Here is a 24,966-nt window from a genome sequence, read left to right on the forward strand (position 1 = left end):
TGTGCTGCAAGTGTCTGCATCAGCGCTCTTTGGGGACTGATTTTGGGGACTTCGGGTGCGAGACCGAAGGGTCTTTGTTGCGGCGCAGCAACTGTTGCGGCTTGACGGTGGCAGCAGATTTGATGCAGCTTAAAAGGCCGGCTCGCTTTTCAGCATCAGCAAAGTACCGGTGACCGGATGTATGAGTTCCAGTGCCGTCGCATGCAGCAACAGCCTCGGGCTGGCGCTGGCCACCGTTTCGTCGGCATAGAGCGCATCGCCCAGGATGGCGTGGCCCGAGGCGGCCATATGCAGGCGCAATTGATGGGTGCGCCCCGTCAGCGGACTCAGCAGGACGCGGGTGCAGGCCATCTCCTGCTGCCCTGTCTGCTCCAGAACCCGCCATAGTGTCTGGCTGCTTTTGCCGGTTTCGTGGTTGATGACTCGCAGCGGACGACGTTCCCAGTCGGCCGCGATCGGCAGATCGATCAGTTGCCAGCCCTTGGCATCTGCGGTTTCCGGACCCGCCTGCAGATCACCGGCCACCACGGCGATATAACGCTTGTCGACCTGGCGTTCGGCAAAGGCCTGGCCGAGCTGGCGCTGTACGCCCGGATTGCGTGCCATGATGACCAGACCCGAGGTCGCCTGATCGAGGCGGTGCACCACCAGCGCATCGCCGAAATGCTGCAGGGCACGCAGGCTCAGGCAATCTTGCTTGTCCGGGCCGCGACCGGGCACGCACAGCAGGCCCGAGGGTTTGTCCAGCACCAGTAGGTGCTCATCTTCATAGACACAGTTCAACGCACTCATTCAAGCATCTGCCGGTGGTTTCAGGGGTTCAGCAACTCGTGAACGGTGGCACAGAACTCCTGCACATCGTTGGGCTTGTGGATCAAGGCCCTGGCTCCGGCTGCAATCGCGGCCTGTTCGATCTCGGCCGTCACATAACCGGAGGCCAGCGCCACGGGCAGTTGCGGGCTGATCTGCAGAGCCTGTCTGAGCAGGTCCAGGCCGCTGAAACCAGGCATGTTGTAGTCGGTGACGATGAGGTCAAAGCGCTGAGGCTCGCTTTCCAGGGCCGCCATTGCCTCACGCGGGTCGGTGAAGCCCGAGACTTCATAGCCGCGACGGCGCAGCAGGCGCTGGAACAGAAAGACCAGGGCCTGGTCGTCATCCACATACATCACATGGCTGGCGCGTGTGGCCTGGACCGGCTCGGCCAGCGGTGCTTCGGGCTTGTCCGTGCGCAGCGGTACCTGCGCCGGGTGGCTGCCGCCCGGCTCGCCGAGGGGAAAGTACAGCGTGAAGCAGCTGCCCTGGCCCAGCTCGCTGTGCACGTCGACGGCGCCGCCATGGGTGCGCATCACGCCATGTACCACCGACAGGCCCAAGCCTGTGCCCTGGCCCACCGGCTTGGTGGTGAAAAAAGGCTCGAAGATACGCCGCTGGGTCACGATGTCGATGCCGGGGCCCGAGTCCTGCACCATGAAGACCAGGTATTCGGCTACAGGCAGGCCCAGCCGTTCGCATTGGTAATGGTCGGGCGCGATGCGCATGGCCCGCATCTGGATGAAGCCGCGCTGGTTGCCAATGGCCTGCATGGCGTTGTTGCAGAGATTGAACAGCGCCTGCTCCACCTGGGTAGGGTCGGCCATCAGCGGCGGCAGTTCCTCGCTCTCCTGTACCTGCAACTCTATGGAAGGCGGCAAGGTCACGCGCAGCAGGCGCGCCGTGTCCGACATGACCTCCTGCACTTGAACGGGGCGGCGCTCGGGCAGGTCGTTGCGACTGAAGGTCAGAATCTGGCGCACCAGGTCACGCGCACGGCGACCGGCTTTTTCGATCTCGCGCAGGCTTTCCATGGCAGCCGGGTTGTTGGCGCTGTCGACTTTTGCGAGTTCCACATTGCCCAGAATGGCACCCACGATGTTGTTGAAGTCATGGGCAATCCCGCCGGCCATGGTGCCCACGGCCTGCATCTTGTGGGATTCGCGCAGCTGGGTTTCCAGCGCATTGCGCTGGGCTTCGGCACGATTGCGGCTGGTCAGGTCGCGCGCAAAGATGGTGGTGGTGTCGCCACTGCTGTGGTGCTCGAAGGAGACGCTGATTTCCATGGGGATCTCGCGTCCCGCCATGGTCAGGCCCGTCATCTCGCCCAGCACGGCCTGCGTGGTCAGCGAGGAAAAGGCCAGAGCCCGCGCAGCATCGGGCAAAAAGCGTTCCAGCGGACTGCCCAGAGCATCCTGGGGCGAGCACAGAAACAGGGCTGCCGCCGTGGGGTTGAAGACGGTGATGCGCTGGTACTGGTCGACGCAGATGATGGCGTCCAGCGCGGAGTTGATGACCGACTCCAGCCGTCTTTCGCTGGCATAGAGCTGCTGGTTGCGTTCCTGCAAGGCCTTGCGCTCGGCCAGCAGCGGGCCCTGGTTGACCACGGCGCAAAGATACTGCCAGGTGGCCGGGCCATTTTGCTGAGGCACGACCACGCCCGCCACATGCAGGTCGCCGCAGAGTTCGAATTCGTCAGTGATCTGGAACAGCACCTCATGCACTTCGGCACGCCCCAGTGCCTTGGCCTGCTCGAAGGCTGTGGTCACGCGCTCCTCATCCTTGAAGTGCACAAAGGGCTTGAAGTTGATCAGCAGCCGATCTTTCTCGGTGGGCTGAAATGCGCGGTGGGCCATGGCATTGGCCTGGACAACCATATCGTATTCGTCGACCACCAGCAGCGGCAGCGGAATGCTGGCAAACAGCGTCTCGAAGCGTTCGGAGGCGCTTTCGGCCACGGCCTGGCTGTAGTTGAGCACCTCGTTCTGGAGCTCCAGCTCGTGCTGGTAGTTGCGCAGCTCTGCCACCAGAGCCTGCAGCGGGTCCTCGTCGTCGGGCACCAAGGGCTGGGTGCTGGCGTTCAGGCCCAACGGGGCGGCGCCTGGGGCCAGCAGGGCATGCAGGGGCAGACCGCCGTCGATCACAGGCAGCAAGGGTGGGGGCGTGGGTTCGGAAGAGCTCATGAAACAGGCAGAATTCCCGGCAGTGTAAGCCGGTCGCGGCTCCTGCCCTAGAAAAAGCGGAGCGTTGCTCGTCATCGAACCCTTCGAGACCATGTCCCGCAGCAGCCTAGAGAGGGCATGGACCTTGGGGCTCATTCACCGATGTCAGGAGGACATGGGCATGAGTCGGGATGAAAAAAGCCAGTGCGACGGCAGTGCACTGGCTTTGGCGGCGAAATGCCGGTCTCGGGCTATCGGCTGGCGTAGGCATCCATGGGCACGCAGCTGCAAAACAGATTGCGGTCACCATAGACGTTGTCCACGCGGCCCACGGGGCTCCAGTACTTGGCGCGGCGCAGCGCCGGCAGGGGATAGGCAGCTGTCTCGCGGCTGTAGCCATGCTGCCAGTCTGCGGCCAGCAAGGACTCTGCCGTGTGGGGTGCATTCTTGAGCGGGTTGTCGTCCCGCGGCAGTCTGCCGGCCTCCACTTCGGCAATTTCGGCGCGGATGGCGATCATGGCCTCGACGAAGCGGTCCAGCTCATACAGGCTTTCGCTCTCGGTCGGCTCCACCATCAGCGTGTTGGGCACGGGAAAGGACAGCGTCGGTGCATGGAAGCCGTAGTCGATCAGGCGCTTGGCCACGTCCTCGGCCATCACGCCGCAGCTGTCCTTGAAGTGGCGCAGATCCACGATGCACTCATGGGCCACATGCCCATACTCGCCCGCGTACAGCGTGGGGAAGTGCTCCTTGAGCCGCGCGCTGATGTAGTTGGCGTTGAGGATGGCGGTCTCGGTTGCCAATTTCAGGCCTGGTTCGCCCATCATGCGGATATACATCCAGCTGATCGGAAGAACAGCTGCATTGCCCAGAGGCGCTGCGCTGACAGCCCCCACCTGGCGGACATCGCCTGCCGTGGCATGCCCTGGCAGAAAGGGCACCAGATCTTCGACCACGCACACGGGGCCGACGCCGGGGCCTCCGCCGCCGTGGGGAATGCAGAAGGTCTTGTGCAGGTTCAGATGGCTGACATCGCCGCCGAATTCGCCGGGCGCGGCAAGACCTACCAGAGCGTTCATATTGGCGCCGTCCACATAGACGCGGCCGCCGTGGCTGTGCACCAGCTGGCACAGCTCCTTCACCTGGGTCTCGAACACGCCGTGCGTGCTGGGGTAGGTGATCATGATGCAGGCCAGATTGGCGCTGTGCTTCTCGCAGGCCAGCTTCAGATCCGCCATGTCCACGTTGCCGTTGTCGTCGCACTTGGTGACCACGACCTGCAGGCCCACCATTTGCGCGCTGGCCGGGTTGGTGCCGTGGGCGCTGCTCGGAATCAGGCAGATATTGCGGTGTGCCTCGCCGCGTGATTCGTGGAATGCCTTGATGGCCAGCAGACCCGCGTATTCGCCTTGGCTCCCCGCATTGGGCTGCAGGCTGATGCCCGCGTAGCCCGTGGCCTGACACAGCCAGTCGCGCAGCTGCCGGTCCAGCTCGGCATAGCCTTGCAGCTGGTTGGAGGGCGCAAACGGGTGGATGTCGGCAAACGCTGGCCAGGTGATGGGAATCATCTCGCTGGTGGCGTTGAGCTTCATAGTGCAACTGCCCAGCGGGATCATGCTGCGGTCCAGTGCCAGATCCTTGTCGCTGAGGCTGCGGATATAGCGCAGCATGGCGGTTTCGGAGTGGTGGGTGTTGAAGACCGGGTGGCTCAGATAGGCCGTGCTGCGTTGCAGGGATTCGGGGATCAGCGAGGTCGGGCCTTCGTCCATGGCCTCGATGGTGGGCAGAGCCTGGCCCTCCTGGGCAAAGATGCGCCAGAGCAGCTCGACATCGGCCCGGGTCGTGGTTTCGTCCAGGCTGATGCAGAGATACTCATCCCAGGCCTTGCGCAGATTGACGCCTCGGGATACGGCACGGGCCGCTAGAGCATCGGTTGCCTCCCGGGTATGCAGGCTCAGTGTGTCGAAGGCCGTGTCGTGGTGATGGGCGCTGAAGCCCAGCTGGGCCAGGCCCCGGCTCAGGATCGCCGTCAGGCGTGCCACCCGCTGGGCGATGCGCTTCAGTCCCTGGGGGCCGTGGTAGACGGCATACATGCTGGCGATCACGGCCGGCAGGACCTGGGCCGTGCAGATATTGGACGTCGCCTTTTCGCGGCGGATATGTTGTTCGCGCGTCTGCAGCGCGAGGCGGTAGGCGGGTTTGCCATGCACATCGACGCTGACGCCCACCAGACGGCCGGGCAGGCTGCGCTTGTATTCGTCGCGGCAGGCCATGAAGGCAGCGTGCGGGCCGCCTGCGCCCATGGGCATGCCGAAGCGCTGGCTGTTGCCCACGACAATATCGACCCCCCATTCTCCGGGAGGTGTCAGCAGGGTCAGGGCCAGCAGGTCGGTGGCCACGATGGCGGCCGCCTGCTTGGCGTGAATGGCTTGCACATCGGCCTTCCAGTCCACAATCCAGCCGCTGGATGCAGGGTACTGGATGACGGCGGCAAACAGGTCGCCTGCCAGGGCAGTTTCCCACTCCTGCTGGCTGTTGGCGATCACCACTTCGATGCCGATCGGCCGGGCGCGGGTCTGTATGACTTCAATCGTCTGCGGGTGCAGGTCGCCGGCGAGCACGATGCGATGGCTTCTGGATTTGACAGAGCGCCTGGCCAGCGTCATGGCCTCGGCGGCAGCCGTGGCTTCGTCCAGCATCGAGGCATTGGCGATAGGCATGCCTGTCAGGTCGGTCACCATGGTCTGGAAGTTGACCAGCGCTTCCATGCGACCTTGTGAAATCTCGGCTTGATAGGGGGTGTAGGCTGTGTACCAGGCGGGATTCTCGAGGATGTTGCGCAGGATGACGCCCGGCGTGTGCGTGCCGTAGTAGCCCTGGCCGAGAAAGCTCTTCAGCACCTGGTTCTTGCTGGCGATGGCCTTGAGTTCGGCCAGTGCTGCGGCTTCGGTAATTGGCGCCGGAAGATCCATGGGCTTGGCGCGAGCGATGGAGTCGGGCATCACATCGCATATCAAGGCGTCCAGCGTGGGCTTGCCGATGGCGGCCAGCATTTTTTGCTGTTCCTCGGTGTCCGGGCCTATATGACGGGGGATGAATTCGTGGCTGTTTTCCAGCGCTTCCAGCGAAGCGACGGGGGCGGGAGGCGACATCAGCATGGGAGGGACCTATTCTCAAATACTGTGACTGACGGTTTGCATGCCAGGCATGCGTGAATGCCGTATGCCTCAAGGCATACAGCCGGTGCTTCAAGCAGCGCTGGCTTGTTCCAGCGCGGTGTTCATCAGGGCCAAGCGTTCGCTTTCCTGGTCGGCATGTTCCCAATCGGGATATTTGCTGCGTGCCACGGTGTTCAGCCATTGCTGGCAGGCCAGGGCAAGCAGTGCCTGCTGGTGCAGATCGGCATCGATGCTGCCCGTGATCTTGAACTGGCCAAAGGCCGTGGCCACATGGGCGCGGCAGACCGAGCGCAGATAGCTCTGGTTCATGTCGTCGCTGGCCAGCCATTGGGCTTTGGCCGCATTGTCATGAGCCAGCATGTCCTCGGGCACGGGCAGATCCCAGTCGCTCAGTTGCTGGCGCAGAAAGCGCAGGGTCTTGGCGGGCTTGCCGCCCGTCTGCTCCTGGTACCACTCTTCAAGAGCGGCCAGTGTGTCGCTGCCGTCATCGTTGCCGAAGGGGCTGAAGTCGTCACCGCAGTCGTAGTAGAAGTCCTGGGTCGCGATGCGCACAAAGGCCGGGTGGCTGGTCTCGCGGGCGAGACCTACTTCCGGATCGTCGAAATACTGGATGGTGCTCATGGCTGCATGCAAAAACGGCCTTCGCAAAGCGAGGGCCGTTGATACGCTTAGTTGTCCTTGGCGAAGTCGTTGTAGGCGGTCTCTTCCATCAGAGCTTCGAGCTCGCCCACATTGCTCATCTTGACCTTGAAGAACCAGCCTGCGGCCAGCGGATCGCTGTTGGCCAGGGAGGGGTCATCGCGCAGGGCTTCGTTGACTTCGACGATCTCGCCGGTCACGGGCATGTAGACATCGGCGGCGGCCTTGACGGACTCGACCACGCCCGCGACATCGCCGGCCTTGAAGGTGGAGCCCACGGCGGGCAGGTCCACAAACACCACATCGCCCAGCGCATCCTGTGCGTGTACGGTGATGCCGACGATGGCGGCATTGGTGTCAGCGGCGTTGATCCACTCGTGTTCTTTGGAATACTTGATGCTCATGAAAAGCTCCAGATGGGGGATTCAGGGGAATCGGGTGTTGTTTGAGAAAGGTCCAGCTCGCACTTTAGCGGTGTTCTGGCCGCTGTTTGGCAAACTGGCCCGTCTCATCCGCGGCGGCAGACCTAGCCGCGGTGATAGCGGGTGGGAACGAAGGGCGTGGCGACCACCCTCATGGGCACGGGCTTGCCGCGCACCATGGCGAAGATTTCCGTATCGATGGCGGCGTAGTCGGGCTCGACATAGGCCAGCGCCACGGGCTGGTTGAGCGTGGGGCTGAGCAGGCCGCTGGTGATGTGGCCGATATGCTGCCCGTCCATGTTTTCCAGCACGGCAGGCTCGCGCACGGGAATGCGCTCCAGCGCGATCAGGCCCACGCGCTTGCGGCGCAGCGACTGCGGGTTCTGCAATTGCTCCAGCACGATGGCCGCACCCGGAAAGCCGCCCTCGCGCTCGCCGCCGCTGCGGCGCACCTTCTGCATGGCCCAGTTCAGCGCAGCTTCGACGGGCGTGGTGCTGGTGTCGATGTCGTTGCCGTACAGGCAAAGTCCGGCTTCAAGGCGCAGCGAGTTGCGCGCGCCCAGACCGATGGGTGCCACCTCGGGCTGGGCCAGCAGCGCCTCGGCAAAGGCTGTTGCCGCTTCGCCGGGCAGGGAGATTTCGAAACCGTCTTCGCCCGTATAGCCGCTGCGCGTGATGTAGAGCGCATGGCCTTGCCAGTCGAAGTGGTTGCCGGTCATGAAGACCAGAGATGTCACACCGGGAATCAGACGCGCGAGGGCTGTGGCGGCTTGCGGGCCTTGCAGGGCCAGCAGGGCGCGATCGGGCAGGGGGATGACCTCGCAGCGATTGGCAATGCGGCTCTGGATATGGGCGATATCGGCCTCTTTGCAGGCGCCGTTGACGATGAGGAACAGATCTTCGCCACGGTTGACGAACATCAGGTCGTCCAGAATGCCGCCTTGCTCATTGAGCAGCAGGCCGTAGCGCTGTTTGTGCAGGCCCAGGTCCATGACATCGACGGGCATCAGCGATTCGAGCGCGGCTGCGGCATCGGGGCCGCGCAGCAGCAATTGGCCCATGTGCGAGACATCGAACAGGCCGGCGGCCTTGCGGGTGTGCAGGTGCTCGGCCATCAGGCCTTGAGGGTATTGCACGGGCATGGCGTAGCCGGCAAACGGCACCATGCGGGCACCCAGTTTCTGGTGCAGGGCAAACAGCGGTGTGGAACGCAGATCGGAAGAGGTGTCAGCAGCAGTCACAGGCAAGCGCTCCGGTGGTCAAACCAAAATGAGTGGCCATGCATGGCTGGGCCATGCGTGGCGGGCTTGCCCTGCTGTCCGCTTTACCTGAGAGATTCACTGCCCGCATTGCATCGGGCAGCTTGCTCCTTCGGTGGATGCCGGCGCACGGCCTGCATCTCTCTCCAGCAAGGGACGCTGCAGGCTTGCACACCTGGCAGCGCTTGTCAGTCCTTTTGCCTGAGCGTTTTGACTCCGGGTGGGGGTCTGCGCCTTCGGCGGTGCAAGGCAGCTTCAGCTGCAGGCACTCTCTCCTGACGCTGGCGATTCTAGCGGTGGGCAAGGGGCTTGCACCACCGAATCGTATGGATTTTGGGGTTTTCGAGCATGCATCGTCCGCGCCGTGCTTGCGTCCTCACTGCGGGCCGGTGTTCAAGGCCGGCTTGGGCTCGGGATCGATCTCCTGCACACGCGGAAACACCAGCTCGTAGGGCTGCTCGAAGCAGGACGTCACGGGCTGGCCCTGGCGCATACCGGGCTTGAATTGCCAGCGTTTGAGCGACTGCAGTATGGACTTCACAATGCGTGGATCGGCATCGGCGGGCTGATAGGCCACACGGCCGAGCTGACCTTGGGCCGTGACTTCCAGACGGAAGACCACCGTGGTCTCCAGCCCGTTCGGGAACCAGTGAGCGCTGATGAAAGGCGTGGTGTGGCGGCGTGGCCTGGGTTGCTGGTCGAGCTGGGCAGGGGGCGTGCAATCTGCATTGATCCAGGCAGGCCATTCCGTGCTCCGTGGTGGCTTGGACTGCGCATCCAGGGGCGAAGCCGGAGCAGGCACCAGCGCAGGTTGCGCAGAGACGATAGCCGGTGTGTCGGCAGCCGGATCCGGCTTGAGCCGGCTGCCATCGGAGAGATGGGAGCATGCCCCGAGCAGCAAGGTGGTCAGAGCAGTGGCGCAGGCGGCGGCAAGGTATGAGGTGCGCGAAATGTCCATGAGGCCATTGTCGGCCATGCGGGCCGCACCTTCAGGGTTGTGCCGGGCGCAGATCCAGTTCCTTGCGGCCGGCCTCGGCGCAGGCACGCCACCAGGCCGAACCCGCATGCGGAGCGCCCAGGTCCAGGCGCTCGCCCATCATGGGGGTGGCGATCTCTATGCCGTGCTGTCTGCCCAGGCTCAGGATCTGCTCGAACGGGTCCCACCAGGCATGCATGGCCAGGTTGAAAGTGCCGTTGTGTATGGGCAGCAGCCATTGGCCGCCGAGATCCCGGTGAGCCTGCACGGTCTGTGCAGGGTGCATATGGACATAGGGCCAGTGGGCGTCGTACGCGCCGGTTTCCATCAGCGTGACATCGAAGGGGCCGAAGCGCCTGCCGATTTCGGCAAAACCGTCGAAGTAGCCGCCGTCGCCGCTAAAGAAGACGCGCAGCGGCCTGTCGGCCTGGCGGTCTTCTATGGTCCAGGAAGCCCATAGTGTGCGGTTGCCGTCGCGCAGGCTGCGTCCCGAGAAATGCTGGGCGGGCGTGGCCGTGAAACGCAGGCCGTCGACCTCGCTGCTTTGCCACCAGTCATGCTGCACGATCTTGTCGGCCGGCACGCCCCACGCTGCCAGTCTGTCTCCCACTCCCAAAGGGCAGAGAAAAACGCCTACCTTGGGCGCGAGCACGCGAATGGTGGCGCGGTCCAGGTGATCGTAGTGGTCATGCGAGAGCAGCACGCCGCGCAAGGCAGGCAGCTCGTCAAGGGCAATCGGCGGGGCATGAAAGCGCTTGGGGCCGGCAAAGGACAGTGGGGAGGCACGCTCGGAAAACACAGGGTCCGTCAGCCACCAGCCGCCGCGCAGCTTCATCAGCAAGGTCGAATGGCCCAGGCGATAGAGGCTGCGCTCGGGCGCGAGGTTCAGCTCGGCCGTGCTAAGCGGCAGAACGGGCAGCGCCTTGCCCGGCTCGGAATCGGCCGGCTTGTTGAAGAAGAACTTCCAGAGCGTCCCTGCATCGGGCTTGGGACCGTCGGCCGGACGTGGATGTGTGTTGCGAAAGCGCCCGCCCGAGTACTGAGGCGAGTCTTCGTAGTCGGCGATGGGAGTGGAGAAGCTTGGTTTGCTAAACAAGATCGGGCGCCTTAGTAAGACATTGGCCGCAGTTTGGGACGGTTTGCCGCGCTGCAAGAGCCGATTTGCAAGAAGCCGTATCGCCGGGGCGGCCATTTCAATGATCCGATGGGGCGAATGCGACACTCGCTGTCTGAGGAGCAAATACACATGAATCCCATGGTTCACAATCTGGAGAGCATGCTGGCGGCCGGCAAGGACGGTGCGCTGCTGCGCTATACCCTGGGCAAGGCCTATGCCGACGAAGAGCAGATGGCCGTGGCGCGCGAGCATCTGCGCAAGGCCACGGCGCTGGATGCCGAATACTCTGTCGCCTGGAAGCAGCTTGGCAAGGTGGAGCTGGCGCTGGGCGATGCACAGGCAGCACGCGCCGCCTGGCAGCAAGGGCTGAGCTGTGCCCAGACCAAGGGCGATGCCCAGGTCGTCAAGGAGCTGCAGGTTTTTTTGCGGCGCCTGGACAAGCAGGCTGCCGGCGCCTAGAAACTATCAAAAAAATAGCTGGAAGCGATTGTGGGTCAATCGCTTCCAGCCAATTCTGCCTGAAGTTTGTCAGTGTGCGCCGGCGGCTGCGTCGGAGGCTCCTGCGGCAGAGGCGGGGCGCTTGGTGAACCAGATCAGCACGATCAGGGTCAGGAACAGAAAGGACGACGCCAGAAAGATGTCGTCGGCGGCCCGCGTGAAGGCCTGCTGATCGATCAGCCGGTTGATCTGGGCATAGGCCTGCTCGGCACTCATGCCTGCTGCCTGCAGGTTTTTGACCGTGTTGGCAAACGTGCCCTGGCCCTGCACCAGCAGCTCGGTCAGATGCGCATGGTGCATGGAAGCCCGGCTTTCCCAGAGCGTGGTGGCAATCGAGGTGCCCATGGCGCCGGCCGTGATCCGCACGAAGTTGGACAAACCTGCGGCGGCAGGAATGCGATCCGGCGTCAGTCCGCTCAGCGTGATGGTGGTCAGCGGAATGAAGAAGAAGGCCATGGCGCCCCCTTGGATCAGCGTGGGAATCAGGATGTGGGCGAAGTTGGTCTCCACGGTGAACTGCGAGCGCATCCACAGCACCATGGCAAACACGATGAAGGCAATCGTGGCCATCTTGCGCGGATCCCAGACACCGACCTTGCGACCCACCATGGGCGTGAGCAGGATGGCCAGCAGGCCCACCGGCGCCAGGGCCAGGCCGGCCGAGGTGGAGGTGTAGCCCATCCATTGCTGCAGCCACAGCGGCAGCAGCACCACATTGCCGAAGAACAGACCATAGGCAATCGACAGTGCGATCGAGCCGGCCGCAAAGTTGCGCCGCTTGAACAGGCGCAGATCGACGACGGGATGAGCGTCGGTCAGCTCCCAGACCACGAACACGGCAAATGCCACGACAGCGATCACCGCAAAGGCGATGATTTCATTGGAGGCAAACCAGTCCAGCTCCTTGCCCTTGTCCAGCATCAGCTGCAGCGCCGCCACCCAGAGCACGAGCAGGGAGAGGCCCACGGTGTCGATTGGCAGCTTGCGCGTGGGCGTTTCGCGGTTGCGGTAGATGCTCCAGGTCATGAGGGCCGAGAGCAGGCCGACGGGCACGTTGATGTAGAAGATCCAGGGCCAGGAGATATTGTCCGTGATCCAGCCGCCCAGCAGCGGCCCCACCACGGGTGCGACCAGGGTCGTCACGCCCCAGAGCGAAAGCGCCACACCGGCCTTGGCAGGCGGATAGCTGGACAGCAGCAGGGTCTGCGACAGCGGAATCATGGGGCCGGCCACGGCGCCTTGCAGCACGCGGAACAGCACCAGCATCTCCAGCGAGGAGGCAAAGCCGCAGAGCCAGGAGGTCAGCACGAACAGCAGCACGCTCATGGTGAACAGGCGCACGGCGCCGAAGCGCTGGGTGAGCCAGCCCGTCAGCGGCACGGAGATGGCATTGGCCACACCAAAGCTGGTGATGACCCAGGTGCCCTGGCTGGGGCTGACGCCCACATCGCCGGAGATGGCCGGAATGGCCACGTTGGCGATGGAGGAGTCCAGCACGTTCATGAACGTGGCCAGCGATAGTGCCAGCGTGCCCAGAGCGAGCTGCGCGCCCTTGAGCGGGGCGATGGCTGGCGGCATGGGGCGGGCCGCCGGAGCCGGTGGCGAGGCGCCCGCTCCGGGGTCGTCAGAGGTGGTGGAAGTCATGGCTGATTCCGCGTCTTATTGCGCAGCTTGGGCTGCAGGCTGGGCGGGCTCAGCGGGTGCGACCGGGGCGGGCAGATCGGCCAGCTGGGTCAGTGCAGGCAGCTTGTCGCCCGCGATGATGTGCTGGATGCGCTGCTCGGCCTGGGCCAGGCTGCCGTCATAGACAGTGGTCTGGGCCACGGGCTCGGTGCGCGGCGTGCTGGCCAAGGCCTGGCCATCCTTGTCGCGGATATCGACCTTCACGTCCATGGACAGGCCCACACGCAGCGGGTGCTGCTTGAGCGCTTCGGGCTCGAGGCTGATGCGCACGGGAACGCGCTGCACCACCTTGATCCAGTTGCCGGTGGCGTTCTGCGCGGGCAGCAGCGCAAACGCCGCACCCGTGCCCGCGCCCAGGCCCACGACCTTGCCTTCGTACGTGGTCTTGTCGCCGTAGACATCTGCGGTCAGCTCCACCTTCTGGCCCATGCGCAGATCGGCCAGCTGGCTTTCCTTGAAGTTGGCATCCACCCAGAGCTTGTGCAGATCGACCACGGTCAGCAGCGGCGAGCCGGCGGCCACGCGCTGGCCCAGTTGCACGCCGCGCTTGGCCACAAAACCGTCCACGGGGGCGATCAGTCGCGTGCGTTGCAGGGCCAGATAGGCCTCGCGCACCTTGGCTGCGGCCGCCATGACGGCAGGGAAGTCCTCGGCCGTCGTGCCCTTGGTCTGGGCTTCGGCGGCCGTCAACTGGGCCTTGGCAGCGCGCACGGCGGCTTCTGCGGCCGCCACGGCGTTGCTGGCGGCCGTGGCCAGGGCCTTGGCATGGTCAAACTCTTCCTTGCCCACGGCGCCGGTGGCCGTGAGCGGGCGGCGCCGTGCCACATCGTCGTTGGCCTTGGCGGCATCGGCCTTGAGGCGCAGCAGATCGGCTTCGCGCTGGGCCACCTGGGCGGCCAGCGGGGCGTTGTTGGCATACAGGGTACGGGTCTGGCGCGCGGTCTGGGCCAACTGCGACTCGGCCTGGGCCAACTGCACCAGGTAGTCGGCAGGGTCCAGCTGCACCAGCAACTGGCCGGCCCGGACATAGTCGGTATCGTCGGCGCCGATGCTGATCACGGTGCCGCCGACCTGGGGCGTGATCTGCACCACATTGCCGGCCACATAGGCGTTGTCCGTGGTCTGGTAGTTGCGGGCCACCATCCAGTGCCAGCCGCCCCAGGCGATGGCGGCCACGGCGACAGCGGCCGCCACGATGGTCAGGCCCTTGCGGCGGCCCGCAGGGTTGGCGCTGGGCGTAGCGGCGGCAGGAGCTTGGGGAGCGTTCTGAGTAGGCTTGGTGTCGGTCATGATGTTGGCGCTTTGTTATCTGTGAAGCGGTTTTGCGCTATTGAAAAAGAGGATCTGCTAGCGCTTGTCAATCAATGAATTGAGAGCGTTTTTGCCTTGAATTCAATGGCAGTAAAGCGGTAGCAGCTATTGATTTATTGAGTCCGATGTTTATTTCACGGCAACAGCCGGGGTGTCGTCGCTCCAGCCGCCGCCCAGGGCAGCGGCCAGGGCCACGCGGGTGTCGAGTTCGCGCGCCTGCAGGTCCACGGCTAGACGGCGCTGGTTGATGAGCTGGGTTTCGGTGTTGAGCACGGTGATCTGGCTGCCCAGGCCGGCCTGATAGCGCTGCACGGCAAAGTCATAGGCACGCTCGGCCTTGGACAGCGACTCGGTTTGCAGCTGCTGCTGGCGCTGCAGCGATTGCACGGAGGCAATGGCGTCGCCGGCCTGTTTGACGGCATCGAGCACGGCGCCGTTGTACTGGGCAATGGCGGTGTCGAGATCGGCTTGTTTGCCGCGCAACTGGGCGCGCAGGCGCTTTCCGTCGAAGATGGGCAGGCGCAGCGCAGGCGTAATGCCCATCTGGCGCGAGCTGCCTTGCAGCAGATTGTCCAGGCCCAGCGCGTTCAGGCCCACAAAGGCGGTCAGATTCACATCGGGGTAGAAGTCGGCCCTGGCGGATTCAATGCCTTGCGTGGCCGCTTCCACGCGCCAGCGCGCGGCAACCACATCGGGGCGGCGGCCCAGCAGATCCGCGCCCAGAGCCTGGGGAACGGGCTGGATGCGCAGCACCGACAGTCTGGGCGAGAGCGCATTCTGTGCGTCGGGCGCCTGGGCGCAGAGCACGGCAATCGTGCGGCGCGCCAGCGTGATCTGTTCGCCGAGCATCTCGATCTGGGTTTGGGCATCGGGCATGCCGGCCTGGGCCTGGGTCAGCTCCACCTGGCTGTCCAGGCCCGCTCGGGTGCGCTGCTCGCTCAGGTTCAGCAATGACTGGCGCTGGCCCAGCGTGCGTTCTGCCACTTCCTTCTGGGCAATCAGCCGTGCCAGGGCGATATAGCTGCGCGCCACCTGTGCGGCCAGCTGGTTGGCGGCAGCAGCGCTGTCGGCCTTGGCGGCGCGTGCCTGGCCCAGCGCGGCCTGCAGGTCCGCGGCATGCTTGCCGAAGATGTCGGGCGACCAGGACAGGCCGGCCTGCAGATTGCCGCTGTTGTAGATATTGCCCGCAATGGGGGCGGGAATCATGCCGTTGGCCGTGTAGCGCTGGCGTGTAGCGTCGGCGCTCAGCGTTCCGCGCACATCGCTGGCCGTGCTGCTGGCCGTGGCCAGGGCTGCGGCTTTTTCAAAGCGGGCGTTGCTGGCGGCCAGGCTGGGGCTGCCGGCCAGAGCCTGATCGATGAGCTGATTGAGCTGGGCATCGCCCAGACCTGTCCACCATTGGGAGGAGGCGAGTGCCGTGGCATCTGCAGTGCTGAGGCTGGCGGAGTCGTTCAGGCCGACATCGGCCGAGCCCAGTCGTGTCAGCGGCTGGTGTGCCGGCCCTTGCGAGGCACAGCCTGCCAGTGTCAGCGCAGCGGCCAGTGCTGCGGTTGCCAGCAGCGGGCGGCCAGGGGCGCACTCGGTGGCGGGTTTGCGTGAAGGTCTAGAGGTCATGGAAAAGTGCCAGTGGTTTTTATTGAAATAGGGCGGTGAAAAAAGTAGGCAGCAGGCCAGCCTAGCCCCCGGGGTCGCGGCCTGCCTCGTTCGTTTGGATGGGGGGGCTGGCGGGCTCCTGGGTCAGGGCCTCGCGCAGCGCATCGCCGTTGACCAGCATGCGCTGCAGCATGGACAGCATCAGCGTGCATTCGCTGTGGCTGAAGCCGCGCAGATGGCCGTTGAGCACCTTGGTCAGCACCTTGGGCACCTGGGTGGCGACGCTGCGCCCCTCCTCGGTGAGCACCAGATGCACCACGCGCCGGTCGGTGGTGGAGCGCTCGCGGCGCAGCAGCCCCTTGGCCTCGATGCGGTCCAGTGCGCGCGTTACCGAAGCCGGGTCCATGCCCAGGTCCTTGGCCAGCGTGCTGCTGTTGGTGTCGGAGCAGACCAGCAGCTTGTACAGCGGCAGCCACTGCACATAGGTCAGTCCTTGCTCGGCCAGCTGGGCGTCGGCCAGCTGCAGGATGGAGCTGAGTACACGCCGCATGAGAAAGCCAATGCTTTTGTCCGGCGCGTAGACCCCTGCCTGGTAGAAGAAGCTGGATTCGTCCTGCGGGTCGATGATGGGGTCGGTCTGGTTTTGCAATGGCGCCACCAATATTTGCTTAATCAATGATTGAGTCGGCAATTATTGTGCAGCTGCAGAAAAATGTCAGCAAGGTTTGAATGAGATGGGTGCTGCCTTTGCACTAGTTGATTTTTTTGCTATGAAAACAAAAGCAGTTTGCGCATTGTTGGTTTGTGTCAGAGCCTTGTCGGACCCCAAAAAAAGCCCGGCCATGAAGATCGGGCTCGCAGAAGGCGGCAGCAGGCTCAGAGCGGCACGCGCAGCACGACCACGATCACCAGGCCAAGGGCCAGGTTGAAGGAAACCCATTTGCGGATGCTCTCCAGCGCCTTGCCGCCTGCGGGCCAGTCCTTGAGCTGTACGGCAGCATTCAGGCGCTTGAACAGTGCGAAGCGGATATGACCGAAAACAGCCATCATCACCAGGCCCAGAATGCTCATCACAATCCAGTTGACCGGCATGTTGAACTGGCCGCCGGCCTGGGCGGCCATGGCGTGAATGCTGCCTATCATGCCGATGCCGGTGGCCAGCACGACGACTACCAGCACCATGACCCAGGCAAAAAAGCGCTGCAGCACACCATGCATCAGCGTCACGCGCTCGGGCGGCTGCAGACCCTGGACGGCAGGGCGCAGAAAGAAATGCGCGAAGAACATGCCGCCGACCCAGATGATGATGGCCAGAAGGTGCAGAAGTTTAAGCAGGATGAAAAGCATGACTTGTGGGGCTTGATTGGGAAACATCGCAAGCCTAACGGAGATCGTCCTGTGGGTGGAGCACTCAGGCCGAAATGGCGGGACTTTCGCGAGCTCAGGCCTGATGCGCTTGTTCCTGAAAAAGAGCTGCCAGCGCCTGATTGAAAGGCGCTGGCAGCTCTTTTATTGCAGATTTTTGGAGCCGGGGTCTTCACCCCGAGCATCGCATTACTTCTTCAGGTCGAAGCGGTCCAGCTCCATGACCTTGACCCAGGCAGCGACGAAGTCCTGGTAGAACTTCTGCTCGTTGCCCTTCTCGGCATAGACCTCGGCCACGGCGCGCAGAACAGCGTTGGAGCCGAAGACCAGGTCCACGCGGGTGCCGATCCACTTCTTGGCGCCGCTCTTGCGGTCCACGCCTTCGTAGTTGCCATCTTCCAGGGGCTGCCACTGTGTGCCCATGTCCAGCAGGTTGACGAAGAAGTCGTTCGTCAGCTTGCCCGGAGTCTGGGTCAGCACGCCGTGGTTGCCGGCGGTGTTGATGTTGATGGCACGCAGGCCGCCGATCAGCACGGTCATCTCGGGGGCCGTGAGCGTCAGCAACTGGGCCTTGTCGATCAGCAGGGCTTCGGCGGGTGCCGGGAAACGTCCTTGCAGGTGGTTGCGGAAGCCGTCGGCCTTGGGCTCCAGTGGTGCGAAGGATTCGGCATCGGTCTGCTCGTCGCTGGCGTCGCCGCGGCCGGGAGTGAAGGGCACGTTGATCTTCACACCGGCGTCTGCGGCCGCTTTTTCAACGCCCGTGCTGCCGGCCAGCACGATCAGGTCGGCCAGCGAGATGCGTTTGTCGCCCTCGGCGGCCTTGTTGAACTCGCGCTGGATTTCCTCGAGCTTGCCCAGTACCTTGGCCAGTTGCGCAGGGTTGTTGGCTGCCCAGTCCTTTTGCGGAGCCAGGCGGATGCGGGCACCGTTGGCGCCGCCGCGCTTGTCCGAGCCGCGGAAGGTGGAGGCCGATGCCCAGGCCGTGGCGACGAGCTCCTGCACCGACAGGCCCGATGCCAGCAGCCTGGCCTTGAGGGCGGCTACATCGGCGTCGTTGACCAGTTCATGCTTGACTGCGGGGATGGGGTCTTGCCAGATCAGCTCTTCCTTGGGGACTTCGGGGCCCAGGTAGCGTGCACGCGGGCCCATGTCGCGGTGGGTCAGCTTGAACCAGGCGCGGGCAAAGGCTTCGGCAAAAGCCTGTGGGTTTTCGAGGAAGCGGCGCGAGATCTTCTCGTAGGCCGGGTCCATGCGCAGCGACAGGTCGGTAGTCAGCATGGTGGGTTTTTTATTGGGGCCGCCATGTGCATCGGGGATGACATCGCCAGCGTCCTTGGCCACCCACTGAATGGCACCGGCAGGGCTTTTTTCCTGCACCCATTCGTACTTGAACAGGTTCTCGAAAAAGAAATTGCTCCACTGTGCAGGAGTTTGGGTCCAGGTCACTTCCAGGCCGGAGGTGATGGCATCGCCGGCCTTGCCGGACTTAAAGCTGCTGGCCCAGCCCAGGCCCTGGGCTTCCAGGCCGGCGGCTTCGGGCTCGGCGCCCACATGGCTGGCGGGGCCCGCACCATGGGTCTTGCCGAAGGTGTGGCCGCCGGCGATGAGCGCCACGGTTTCCTCGTCATCCATGGCCATGCGGGCAAAGGTGTCGCGGATGTCATGCGCGGCCGAAAGGGGGTCGCCATTGCCGTCCGGGCCTTCGGGGTTGACATAGATCAGACCCATCTGCACGGCGGCCAGTGGGTTCTCGAGGTCGCGTTCGCCGCTATAGCGGCTGTGCGGGTTCTGGGTGGGTGCCAGCCATTCCTTCTCGGCACCCCAGTACACATCCTGATCGGGTTCCCAGGTGTCCACGCGACCGCCGCCGAAGCCGAAGGTGCGGAATCCCATGGTTTCCAGTGCGACGTTGCCGCACAGCATCATCAGGTCGCCCCAGGAAATCTGGTTGCCGTACTTTTGCTTGATCGGCCACAGCAGACGGCGCGACTTGTCAATGTTGACGTTGTCAGGCCAGCTGTTGAGCGGGGCAAAGCGCTGCTGGGCGCGGCCTGCGCCGCCGCGACCGTCCTGAATGCGATAGGTGCCGGCTGCGTGCCAGGCCATGCGGATGAACTGGGGGCCGTAGTGGCCGAAGTCGGCAGGCCACCAGTCCTGCGAGTCGGTCATCAGGGCGCGCAGGTCGCGCTTGACGGCTTCATAGTCCAGCTTCTGGAAAGCCTGGGCGTAGTTGAAGTCTTCACCCAAGGGGTTGCTTTTGGCGGAGTGCTGGCTCAGCAGATCCACGCGCAGCTGATTGGGCCACCAGTCCTTGTTGCTGGTGGCGTTGCCTGCGGCAGCGGTCTCGCTGTTCTGTCCTTGGTGGAAGGGGCACTTGGATTCAGTAGTCATGGGGCTCTCCGTTTCAACGATCCGACAGGTCGGTAGGTCCAGGAAACAGATATCAATCAATTATTGATATCAATCAATTCAACTCAATAGCTATTGGCGATTGGTTGAGATGAATTATCGGTGCGCGGCTGGCCTGAAGGGCGTGTTGTGCTATTGAAATTACTAAGCAGCGCCATAGGAAGAAATATGGGTTGAGTCTTGAGCCGACGCAAAGTCGGGTTCAGGTACTTCGCAAAGTGACTGAGACTATGACTTTTTGAGCGTATGCGAGCCTGCCTGTTTGCACAAGCATGAACCATCAAATCAGGTCGTTGACCTACCCGGCCTCAGTTGTGGCAGCGGCTCAGCCAGCTACCAGCTTGTGCACCAGATCGGCTGCGGTGGAGGCGCCATATTTGCGCATCAGCCGGGCGCGGTAGATTTCCACGGTGCGATGGCTGATGGCAAGTGCCTTGCCGATTTCCTTGCTGGTCATGCCTTCGAGAAGACGTGCAGCCACTTCGCGTTCGCGGCCTGTGAGCTCGGCCTTGACGGGGCGATGGGCCGAGAGGTCCTCGAAGCTCCAGATGCCCGAGGCATGGGGGTCGTTGCGGTCCAGCGTACGACCGCTGACATGGCACCAGAACACCTCGCCATTGGCGCGCTTCATGATGCGGTTGTCGGAGTAGATGCCCGTGGTGTTCAGGATGGGGGCGATGCGCGCGCCCAGGCGCTCGTATTCGTCAACGCTGGGGTATAGCACCTGGAACGTCTGTCCTATGAGTACCTCGCGCGAGGCATGGAACATTTCACACAATTGCCGATTACAGTCAATCATGATGCGGTTGCGCGAGATGACGAGACCTACGGGGGCGGCATCGAACGCCAGCCGGTAATCCACAACCATGGTACTGCTCTTTACGAAAAACTACTTACTCAAGTACGTAGTATCGTAGCGCATCCAATTTCAAGGAGACATGTGTGAAAAAGCTCTACCCATCCGCAGAAGCGGCGCTGCAGGGCGTGGTGGCCGACGGGCAATTGATGGCCGTTGGCGGCTTCGGCCTGTGTGGTATCCCCGAGGCCCTGATCGATGCGGTTTGCGCCAGCGGCGTCAAGAACCTCACGGTGGCATCCAACAACGCCGGCGTGGACGGCTTTGGTCTGGGCAAGCTGCTGGATACCCGCCAGGTCAAGAAGATGATCTCCAGCTATGTGGGCGAGAACAAGGAGTTCGAGCGCCAGTACCTGGCCGGTGAGCTGGAGCTGGAATTCACGCCTCAGGGCACGCTGGCCGAGAAGATGCGCGCCGGCGGTGCGGGCATTCCCGCCTTCTTCACCAAGACCGGTGTGGGCACGCTGGTGGCCGAGGGCAAGGAATTGCGCGAGTTCGATGGTGAGACCTATGTGATGGAGCACGCCATCGTGGCCGATGTATCCCTGGTCAAGGCCTGGCGCGCGGACAAGAGCGGCAATCTGCAGTTCCGCCTGACGGCGCGCAACTTCAACCCTGCAGCAGCCACCTGCGGCAAGGTCTGCGTGGTGGAGGTCGAGGAGCTGGTGGAAGTGGGCGAGATCGCTCCTGACGACATCCATCTGCCCGGCATCTATGTGCACCGCATCGTGCACAACGCCAATCCCGAAAAGCGCATCGAAAAGCGCACCGTGCGCGAAGCCTGAACCATGGCGGATACGTCCTATTCGCCCGAGGCTGCCGCCCAGGCCGACGTACCAGTCTTTCGTGCGCTGGCTGCGCAGGAGCTGGAGCAACTGGACCGCGAGCGCTTGCTGGTGTGCCAGGTTGCGGCCCGTGAACTGGGGCTGAACGACTGGAGCATGGACCGCTCTGGCTTGGCTCAGTTGCAGCAGTTGCTCGATTGCGGCCTGGTATCGGCCGACAACCTGCTGCTGGCCCGAGGACTGGGAGTGGTGCTGGGGGACGCGCTGAGCTGCGAAATGGACGATATGGACTGGCATATGGTGAGCGACGAGTGGGGAACCGACCCCGTTGTGCGCTATCGCGAAACCAGCATCCAGGTGGGGGCTCGCGACATGGTCCTCAAACGGCTCGAAGACGGCCAGAGCGTCGATCTGCTGTACTTGCTCGATGGTGTGATTTCGCACCTGCAGTCCATGATCGACTCCGGCGACTACCAATAACGTCAATCAAGATTTATTCAGGAGGCTCTTATGCCCTGGACCCAAGACCAGATGGCCGCGCGCGCGGCCAAAGAACTCGAAGACGGTTTCTACGTCAACCTCGGTATCGGCATTCCCACACTGGTGGCCAACCATACGGGTGATAAGGAAGTGTGGCTGCAGTCCGAGAACGGCATGCTGGGCATCGGCCCCTTCCCGACCGAAGACCAGGTCGACGCCGACCTGATCAACGCCGGCAAGCAGACCGTGACCACGCTTCCCGGATCGGCCATCTTCGGCTCCGACCAGTCGTTTGCCATGATCCGCGGCGGCAAGATCAATCTGTCCATTCTGGGCGCCATGCAGGTGTCCGAAAAAGGCGATCTGGCCAACTGGATGATTCCCGGCAAGATGGTCAAGGGCATGGGCGGAGCCATGGACCTGGTGGCGGGCGTCAAGCGCGTCATCGTGCTCATGGAACATGTGGCCAAGAAAAAGGACGGCACGACCGACCTGAAGATTCTGCCCAGCTGCACCCTGCCGCTGACGGGTCTGGGCGTGGTGGATCGCATCATCACCGATCTGGGTGTGATGGACGTGACACCCGAGGGCCTGAAGCTGGTGGAGCTGGCCGAGGGCGTGAGCTTTGACGAGATCCAGTCCAAGACCGGTGTGACGCTGCTGAAATAAGCGGCGCTGCGCTCCCGGGCAAGAACCGCTGCGGCGGTTCTTTTTTTGCTTTTTCTGCGGAATCAGCAGAATTAATAGCTACCGGAGTTGATAGAACAAGCGATGTAAGCTGTTTTTGCTTTAATTGTGGCCCACAAATTATTGCAATCTGCAACAATCGAGTTTGATTGAGCAGACAGAAAAAGAGCGCTTTGATGAGTGAGAACGCTGGTGCGCAGGGGCACGAGACCGATGTACATTTTTTGCGCGCAGTCACCGATATGGCCGAGCATACGGAGGTCATGACAGGCGATGCAATCTATACCGACAAGGGCATGAAATTGGTGGACAAAGGCACACGTGTTGACAGTCGTCTCTATGACCGTCTGGTCATGCACAAGCTGCGTGACCCCATCGATGCCAACCTGATCACGGGCGACCTGGTCGACGTGGCATCTCTGGTCGCTCTGGCGCGCCAGCAATGTGAGCAGGTCGATCTGCTGCATCGCATGGTGGCGTCCATCGGCGATGTCGAGCGTCTGCTGGCACCGCTCAAGAGCTTGCTACTGCCTCAGGCCATTGCCTTCAAGCTCACCGTCATGCGCGAGCAGCGCTCCGACCTCTACCAGCACAGCCTGCAGATGACGCTGGTGGCGATCTTTCTGGCCCTCAAGAACGGCTGGACCGAGCGCGAATGCGTGCCGCTGGCCACGGCCGCGCTGCTGCACGATGTAGGCATGCTCTATATGGACCCGATCTGGACCGACCCGGACCACCGCTTGAGCGGCGAGGAACGCAAGCATCTGGTCGCGCATTCCGTCACCGCCATGTTGGTGGTGCGCAGCACAGAACTGTATTCGCGCGCCGTGGAAATCGCCGTGCTCGAGCACCATGAGCGCATGGATGGTTCCGGCTATCCGCGCGGCATCAAGGGTAACGCCATTTCGCCCATGGGGCAGGTGCTGCTGCTGGCCGAGGTGGTCTCGGCCTTCTTCGAGAAATTCACGGATATGCCGGGCCAGCGCCTGTCGCTCATGCTGCGCATGAACCACAAGAGCTATCCGGCCGATCTGGTGAACCTGATTCTGCCGCTGCTCTACGACGAAATCAGTCCCGGCAAGCCTCTGGCGCCGCTGCAGGCCGAGTTCTCGCACAGCATCGCGGCGCTGGAGGCCGCGCTGCGCAAATGGAGCGAGCTCCGGCGCGAGTTTCCCGAGCATTGGCAGCAAATGCCTGATGCGCAGGCGGCGGTGCTTGTGGAGACCAATCTTGCACAACTGCAAAAGCAGCTGGCCGAGGCGGGCTCCCACCCCAGCCAGCAGTTGGATGTGCTGAGCTACCTCAAGGATGACGCCCTGGGCATGAGCGAGCTGGCCCTGGTCAACCGCGAGGCCCTGTGGCAGCTGCAGGCCATCATGAACGACTGCCAGCGCCGCTGGCCCACGCTGGGGGAGGGCGGCTCCACGCTGGAAGTTGCCGTGGCCGAATGGTGCGAGGCCTGTGCCCAGTTGATGCCGCAGGCTGGTCGCAGCTCGGCCATGAATGCCGACAGGCAGTCGCTCAATTGAGGGCATTGACTGCGAGTTTTGCCCGCGACGGCTTTCTTCAAGTTTGATAGCTGCAAGCGCTTTATGGACGGGCGCTAAGCGGGTATTTCTTCAATATTTTTTGCATCACGCCGCAGCGCGGCGTGCTTTGCCGCGTCTGCTTGCGGCATTCCGAAAAGTATTTTTGATAGCGCGTGATGCCCGATCAACAAGGGTAGGCAGCATCTGCTACTGGCCTTAGGGCCTTGTTTTGCACGGAAATTCCAATAACTGTATATTTGTACAGTATTTAAGAATATTCCTATGCACACCCAGTCCCAGACATATTTGGCCCGTCCTGGCTCACAGCCAGGCATGACGGAGTCTGTCCGGCCGCAGGCTGGTGCAGGGCAGGGCGTGCGGCCAAGTCTGCCAGCTGCGGGCCACCCACATTTGTCCACCATACAGATTTCGGGTGTCTGGCGCGGCACGGACTGGCAGCTGGATGCCTGCCGGAATGTCTGGCCCAGTGGCCATACGGCACTGGACTGCGAGCTGCCCGGTGGCGGCTGGCCCGGCAATGCCTTGATTCAGCTGCAGCAACCCGCACACTGCCATGCGGAGTGGGCCTTGCTGTTGCCCGCGCTGGCCGCAGGAGTGCGGCAGCATGCGGCTTCTCGCGGGGATACGCGGATGGGGCAGCTGGTGTTGGTGGCTCCGCCCTATCTGCCCTTCGCCCCGGCCTTGCAGGCTGCCGGCATTGACGCGAAGCGGCTGTGCGCAGTGCAGCCGGGGCGCAGTGCCCAGGATCTTGCCTGGGCCTGCGAGCAGGCGCTGCATTGCCGGGATGTGCTGGCGGTGCTGGCCTGGTTGCCCGAACTTCCCACGTCCACGCTGCGCCGCTTGCAACTGGCTGCCGCTTCGCAGGGGCGGCCTCTGTGGCTATGGCAGGAGTCGCAGGCTGAGCCGTGCAGCACTCCCGCCGCATTGCGGTTGAGACTGGAGAGAGTCACGACAGTCTCCGCTGCCCAGCTGGCGCCGGGTTTGCAGATACAGATACTGAAGCGCCGTGGGCCTTTGCTGGAGCGCCCCATACAGATTCCGCTTTCGCAGTGGGCCTGGCAGCCTGTGCTGCAGGCACAGGCACAAAGACATGCGCGCCAGAGCGAGGAGGCTGCCATGCTCATGCAAGGGCGCATGGCAGCCGCCGCTCCTGCAACAGCCTCGCCTTGGATGACGGAGGCATGA

At 63.2% G+C, this 24,966-nt stretch carries 21 protein-coding genes and 2 riboswitches; of the genes, 6 read left to right on the forward strand and 15 right to left on the reverse strand.

Features of this window, described 5'->3' with window-relative positions:
* Positions 1-129 precede the first annotated feature (129 nt).
* The 8 genes from F3J24_RS00540 to F3J24_RS00575 all read right to left on the reverse strand — a co-directional run bounded on the left by F3J24_RS00540 (position 130) and on the right by F3J24_RS00575 (position 10,543).
* Positions 130-792 carry an RluA family pseudouridine synthase gene (locus tag F3J24_RS00540; protein WP_167001825.1) on the reverse strand — a complete coding sequence of 221 codons (663 nt, stop codon included), beginning with the start codon at positions 790-792 and terminating at the stop codon, positions 130-132.
* A gap of 20 nt (positions 793-812) precedes the next feature.
* Entirely contained in the window at positions 813-2,993 is a 2,181-nt protein-coding gene (locus tag F3J24_RS00545) for a response regulator (RefSeq protein ID WP_167001827.1), read from the reverse strand.
* Positions 2,994-3,223: 230 nt separating this feature from the next.
* Positions 3,224-6,130 carry an aminomethyl-transferring glycine dehydrogenase gene (gene gcvP, locus F3J24_RS00550; protein WP_167001829.1) on the reverse strand — a complete coding sequence of 969 codons (2,907 nt, stop codon included), beginning with the start codon at positions 6,128-6,130 and terminating at the stop codon, positions 3,224-3,226.
* A 90-nt stretch (positions 6,131-6,220) separates the two neighbouring features.
* Positions 6,221-6,772, reverse strand: coding sequence for a MolR family transcriptional regulator (locus tag F3J24_RS00555; RefSeq protein WP_167001832.1), 552 nt, complete (start codon positions 6,770-6,772; stop codon positions 6,221-6,223).
* Between the two features lie 47 nt (positions 6,773-6,819).
* Complete coding sequence (gcvH, locus tag F3J24_RS00560; RefSeq protein WP_059440226.1) at positions 6,820-7,194, reverse strand: glycine cleavage system protein GcvH; 375 nt, start codon at positions 7,192-7,194, stop codon at positions 6,820-6,822.
* Between the two features lie 122 nt (positions 7,195-7,316).
* Positions 7,317-8,453: a glycine cleavage system aminomethyltransferase GcvT gene (gcvT, locus tag F3J24_RS00565; RefSeq protein WP_370527692.1), complete on the reverse strand. Its 1,137-nt coding sequence runs from the start codon at positions 8,451-8,453 to the stop codon at positions 7,317-7,319.
* 64 nt (positions 8,454-8,517) lie between these two features.
* Positions 8,518-8,631: riboswitch (glycine riboswitch) on the reverse strand.
* 19 nt (positions 8,632-8,650) lie between these two features.
* Positions 8,651-8,759: riboswitch (glycine riboswitch) on the reverse strand.
* An 88-nt stretch (positions 8,760-8,847) separates the two neighbouring features.
* Positions 8,848-9,447 (reverse strand): energy transducer TonB, encoded by a 600-nt coding sequence (locus F3J24_RS00570; protein ID WP_167001836.1) that lies wholly within the window; start codon positions 9,445-9,447, stop codon positions 8,848-8,850.
* Positions 9,448-9,460: 13 nt separating this feature from the next.
* Complete coding sequence (locus F3J24_RS00575) at positions 9,461-10,543, reverse strand: MBL fold metallo-hydrolase (protein WP_167001838.1); 1,083 nt, start codon at positions 10,541-10,543, stop codon at positions 9,461-9,463.
* 150 nt (positions 10,544-10,693) lie between these two features.
* Here F3J24_RS00575 and F3J24_RS00580 point away from each other — a divergent pair, with 150 nt between their 5' ends.
* Positions 10,694-11,023, forward strand: coding sequence for a hypothetical protein (locus tag F3J24_RS00580; protein ID WP_167001840.1), 330 nt, complete (start codon positions 10,694-10,696; stop codon positions 11,021-11,023).
* 69 nt (positions 11,024-11,092) lie between these two features.
* Here F3J24_RS00580 and F3J24_RS00585 read toward each other — a convergent pair whose 3' ends face one another.
* The 7 genes from F3J24_RS00585 to F3J24_RS00615 form a co-directional block, all read right to left on the reverse strand.
* Positions 11,093-12,706, reverse strand: a complete 1,614-nt coding sequence (locus F3J24_RS00585; RefSeq protein WP_167001843.1) for a DHA2 family efflux MFS transporter permease subunit — start codon at positions 12,704-12,706, stop codon at positions 11,093-11,095.
* Between the two features lie 15 nt (positions 12,707-12,721).
* The gene (locus F3J24_RS00590; protein ID WP_167001845.1) at positions 12,722-14,035 is read right to left on the reverse strand and encodes an HlyD family efflux transporter periplasmic adaptor subunit; all 1,314 of its coding nucleotides are present in this window, start codon (positions 14,033-14,035) and stop codon (positions 12,722-12,724) included.
* 150 nt (positions 14,036-14,185) lie between these two features.
* A complete protein-coding gene (locus F3J24_RS00595) occupies positions 14,186-15,670 on the reverse strand; it encodes an efflux transporter outer membrane subunit (protein ID WP_167001847.1) in 1,485 nt (494 codons plus the stop codon).
* Between the two features lie 61 nt (positions 15,671-15,731).
* A complete protein-coding gene (locus F3J24_RS00600; RefSeq protein WP_370527693.1) occupies positions 15,732-16,307 on the reverse strand; it encodes a MarR family winged helix-turn-helix transcriptional regulator in 576 nt (191 codons plus the stop codon).
* A gap of 218 nt (positions 16,308-16,525) precedes the next feature.
* Entirely contained in the window at positions 16,526-16,996 is a 471-nt protein-coding gene (locus F3J24_RS00605) for a CopD family protein (protein ID WP_205244562.1), read from the reverse strand.
* A gap of 207 nt (positions 16,997-17,203) precedes the next feature.
* Positions 17,204-19,405 (reverse strand): catalase/peroxidase HPI, encoded by a 2,202-nt coding sequence (gene katG, locus F3J24_RS00610; RefSeq protein WP_167001851.1) that lies wholly within the window; start codon positions 19,403-19,405, stop codon positions 17,204-17,206.
* 343 nt (positions 19,406-19,748) lie between these two features.
* Positions 19,749-20,291 carry a PAS and helix-turn-helix domain-containing protein gene (locus F3J24_RS00615; protein ID WP_003055436.1) on the reverse strand — a complete coding sequence of 181 codons (543 nt, stop codon included), beginning with the start codon at positions 20,289-20,291 and terminating at the stop codon, positions 19,749-19,751.
* A gap of 74 nt (positions 20,292-20,365) precedes the next feature.
* Here F3J24_RS00615 and F3J24_RS00620 point away from each other — a divergent pair, with 74 nt between their 5' ends.
* The 5 genes from F3J24_RS00620 to imuA all read left to right on the forward strand — a co-directional run bounded on the left by F3J24_RS00620 (position 20,366) and on the right by imuA (position 24,966).
* Complete coding sequence (locus F3J24_RS00620; protein ID WP_034375901.1) at positions 20,366-21,064, forward strand: CoA transferase subunit A; 699 nt, start codon at positions 20,366-20,368, stop codon at positions 21,062-21,064.
* 3 nt (positions 21,065-21,067) lie between these two features.
* Positions 21,068-21,544 carry a DUF3806 domain-containing protein gene (locus F3J24_RS00625; RefSeq protein ID WP_167001853.1) on the forward strand — a complete coding sequence of 159 codons (477 nt, stop codon included), beginning with the start codon at positions 21,068-21,070 and terminating at the stop codon, positions 21,542-21,544.
* Positions 21,545-21,574: 30 nt separating this feature from the next.
* Positions 21,575-22,213 carry a 3-oxoacid CoA-transferase subunit B gene (locus tag F3J24_RS00630; protein ID WP_003055433.1) on the forward strand — a complete coding sequence of 213 codons (639 nt, stop codon included), beginning with the start codon at positions 21,575-21,577 and terminating at the stop codon, positions 22,211-22,213.
* Positions 22,214-22,407: 194 nt separating this feature from the next.
* Positions 22,408-23,760 carry an HD-GYP domain-containing protein gene (locus F3J24_RS00635; RefSeq protein ID WP_167001855.1) on the forward strand — a complete coding sequence of 451 codons (1,353 nt, stop codon included), beginning with the start codon at positions 22,408-22,410 and terminating at the stop codon, positions 23,758-23,760.
* Between the two features lie 282 nt (positions 23,761-24,042).
* A complete protein-coding gene (gene imuA / locus F3J24_RS00640; protein WP_167001857.1) occupies positions 24,043-24,966 on the forward strand; it encodes a translesion DNA synthesis-associated protein ImuA in 924 nt (307 codons plus the stop codon).

Source organism: Comamonas sp. Tr-654 (genome assembly GCF_011752915.1).
GTDB lineage: Bacteria > Pseudomonadota > Gammaproteobacteria > Burkholderiales > Burkholderiaceae_C > Comamonas.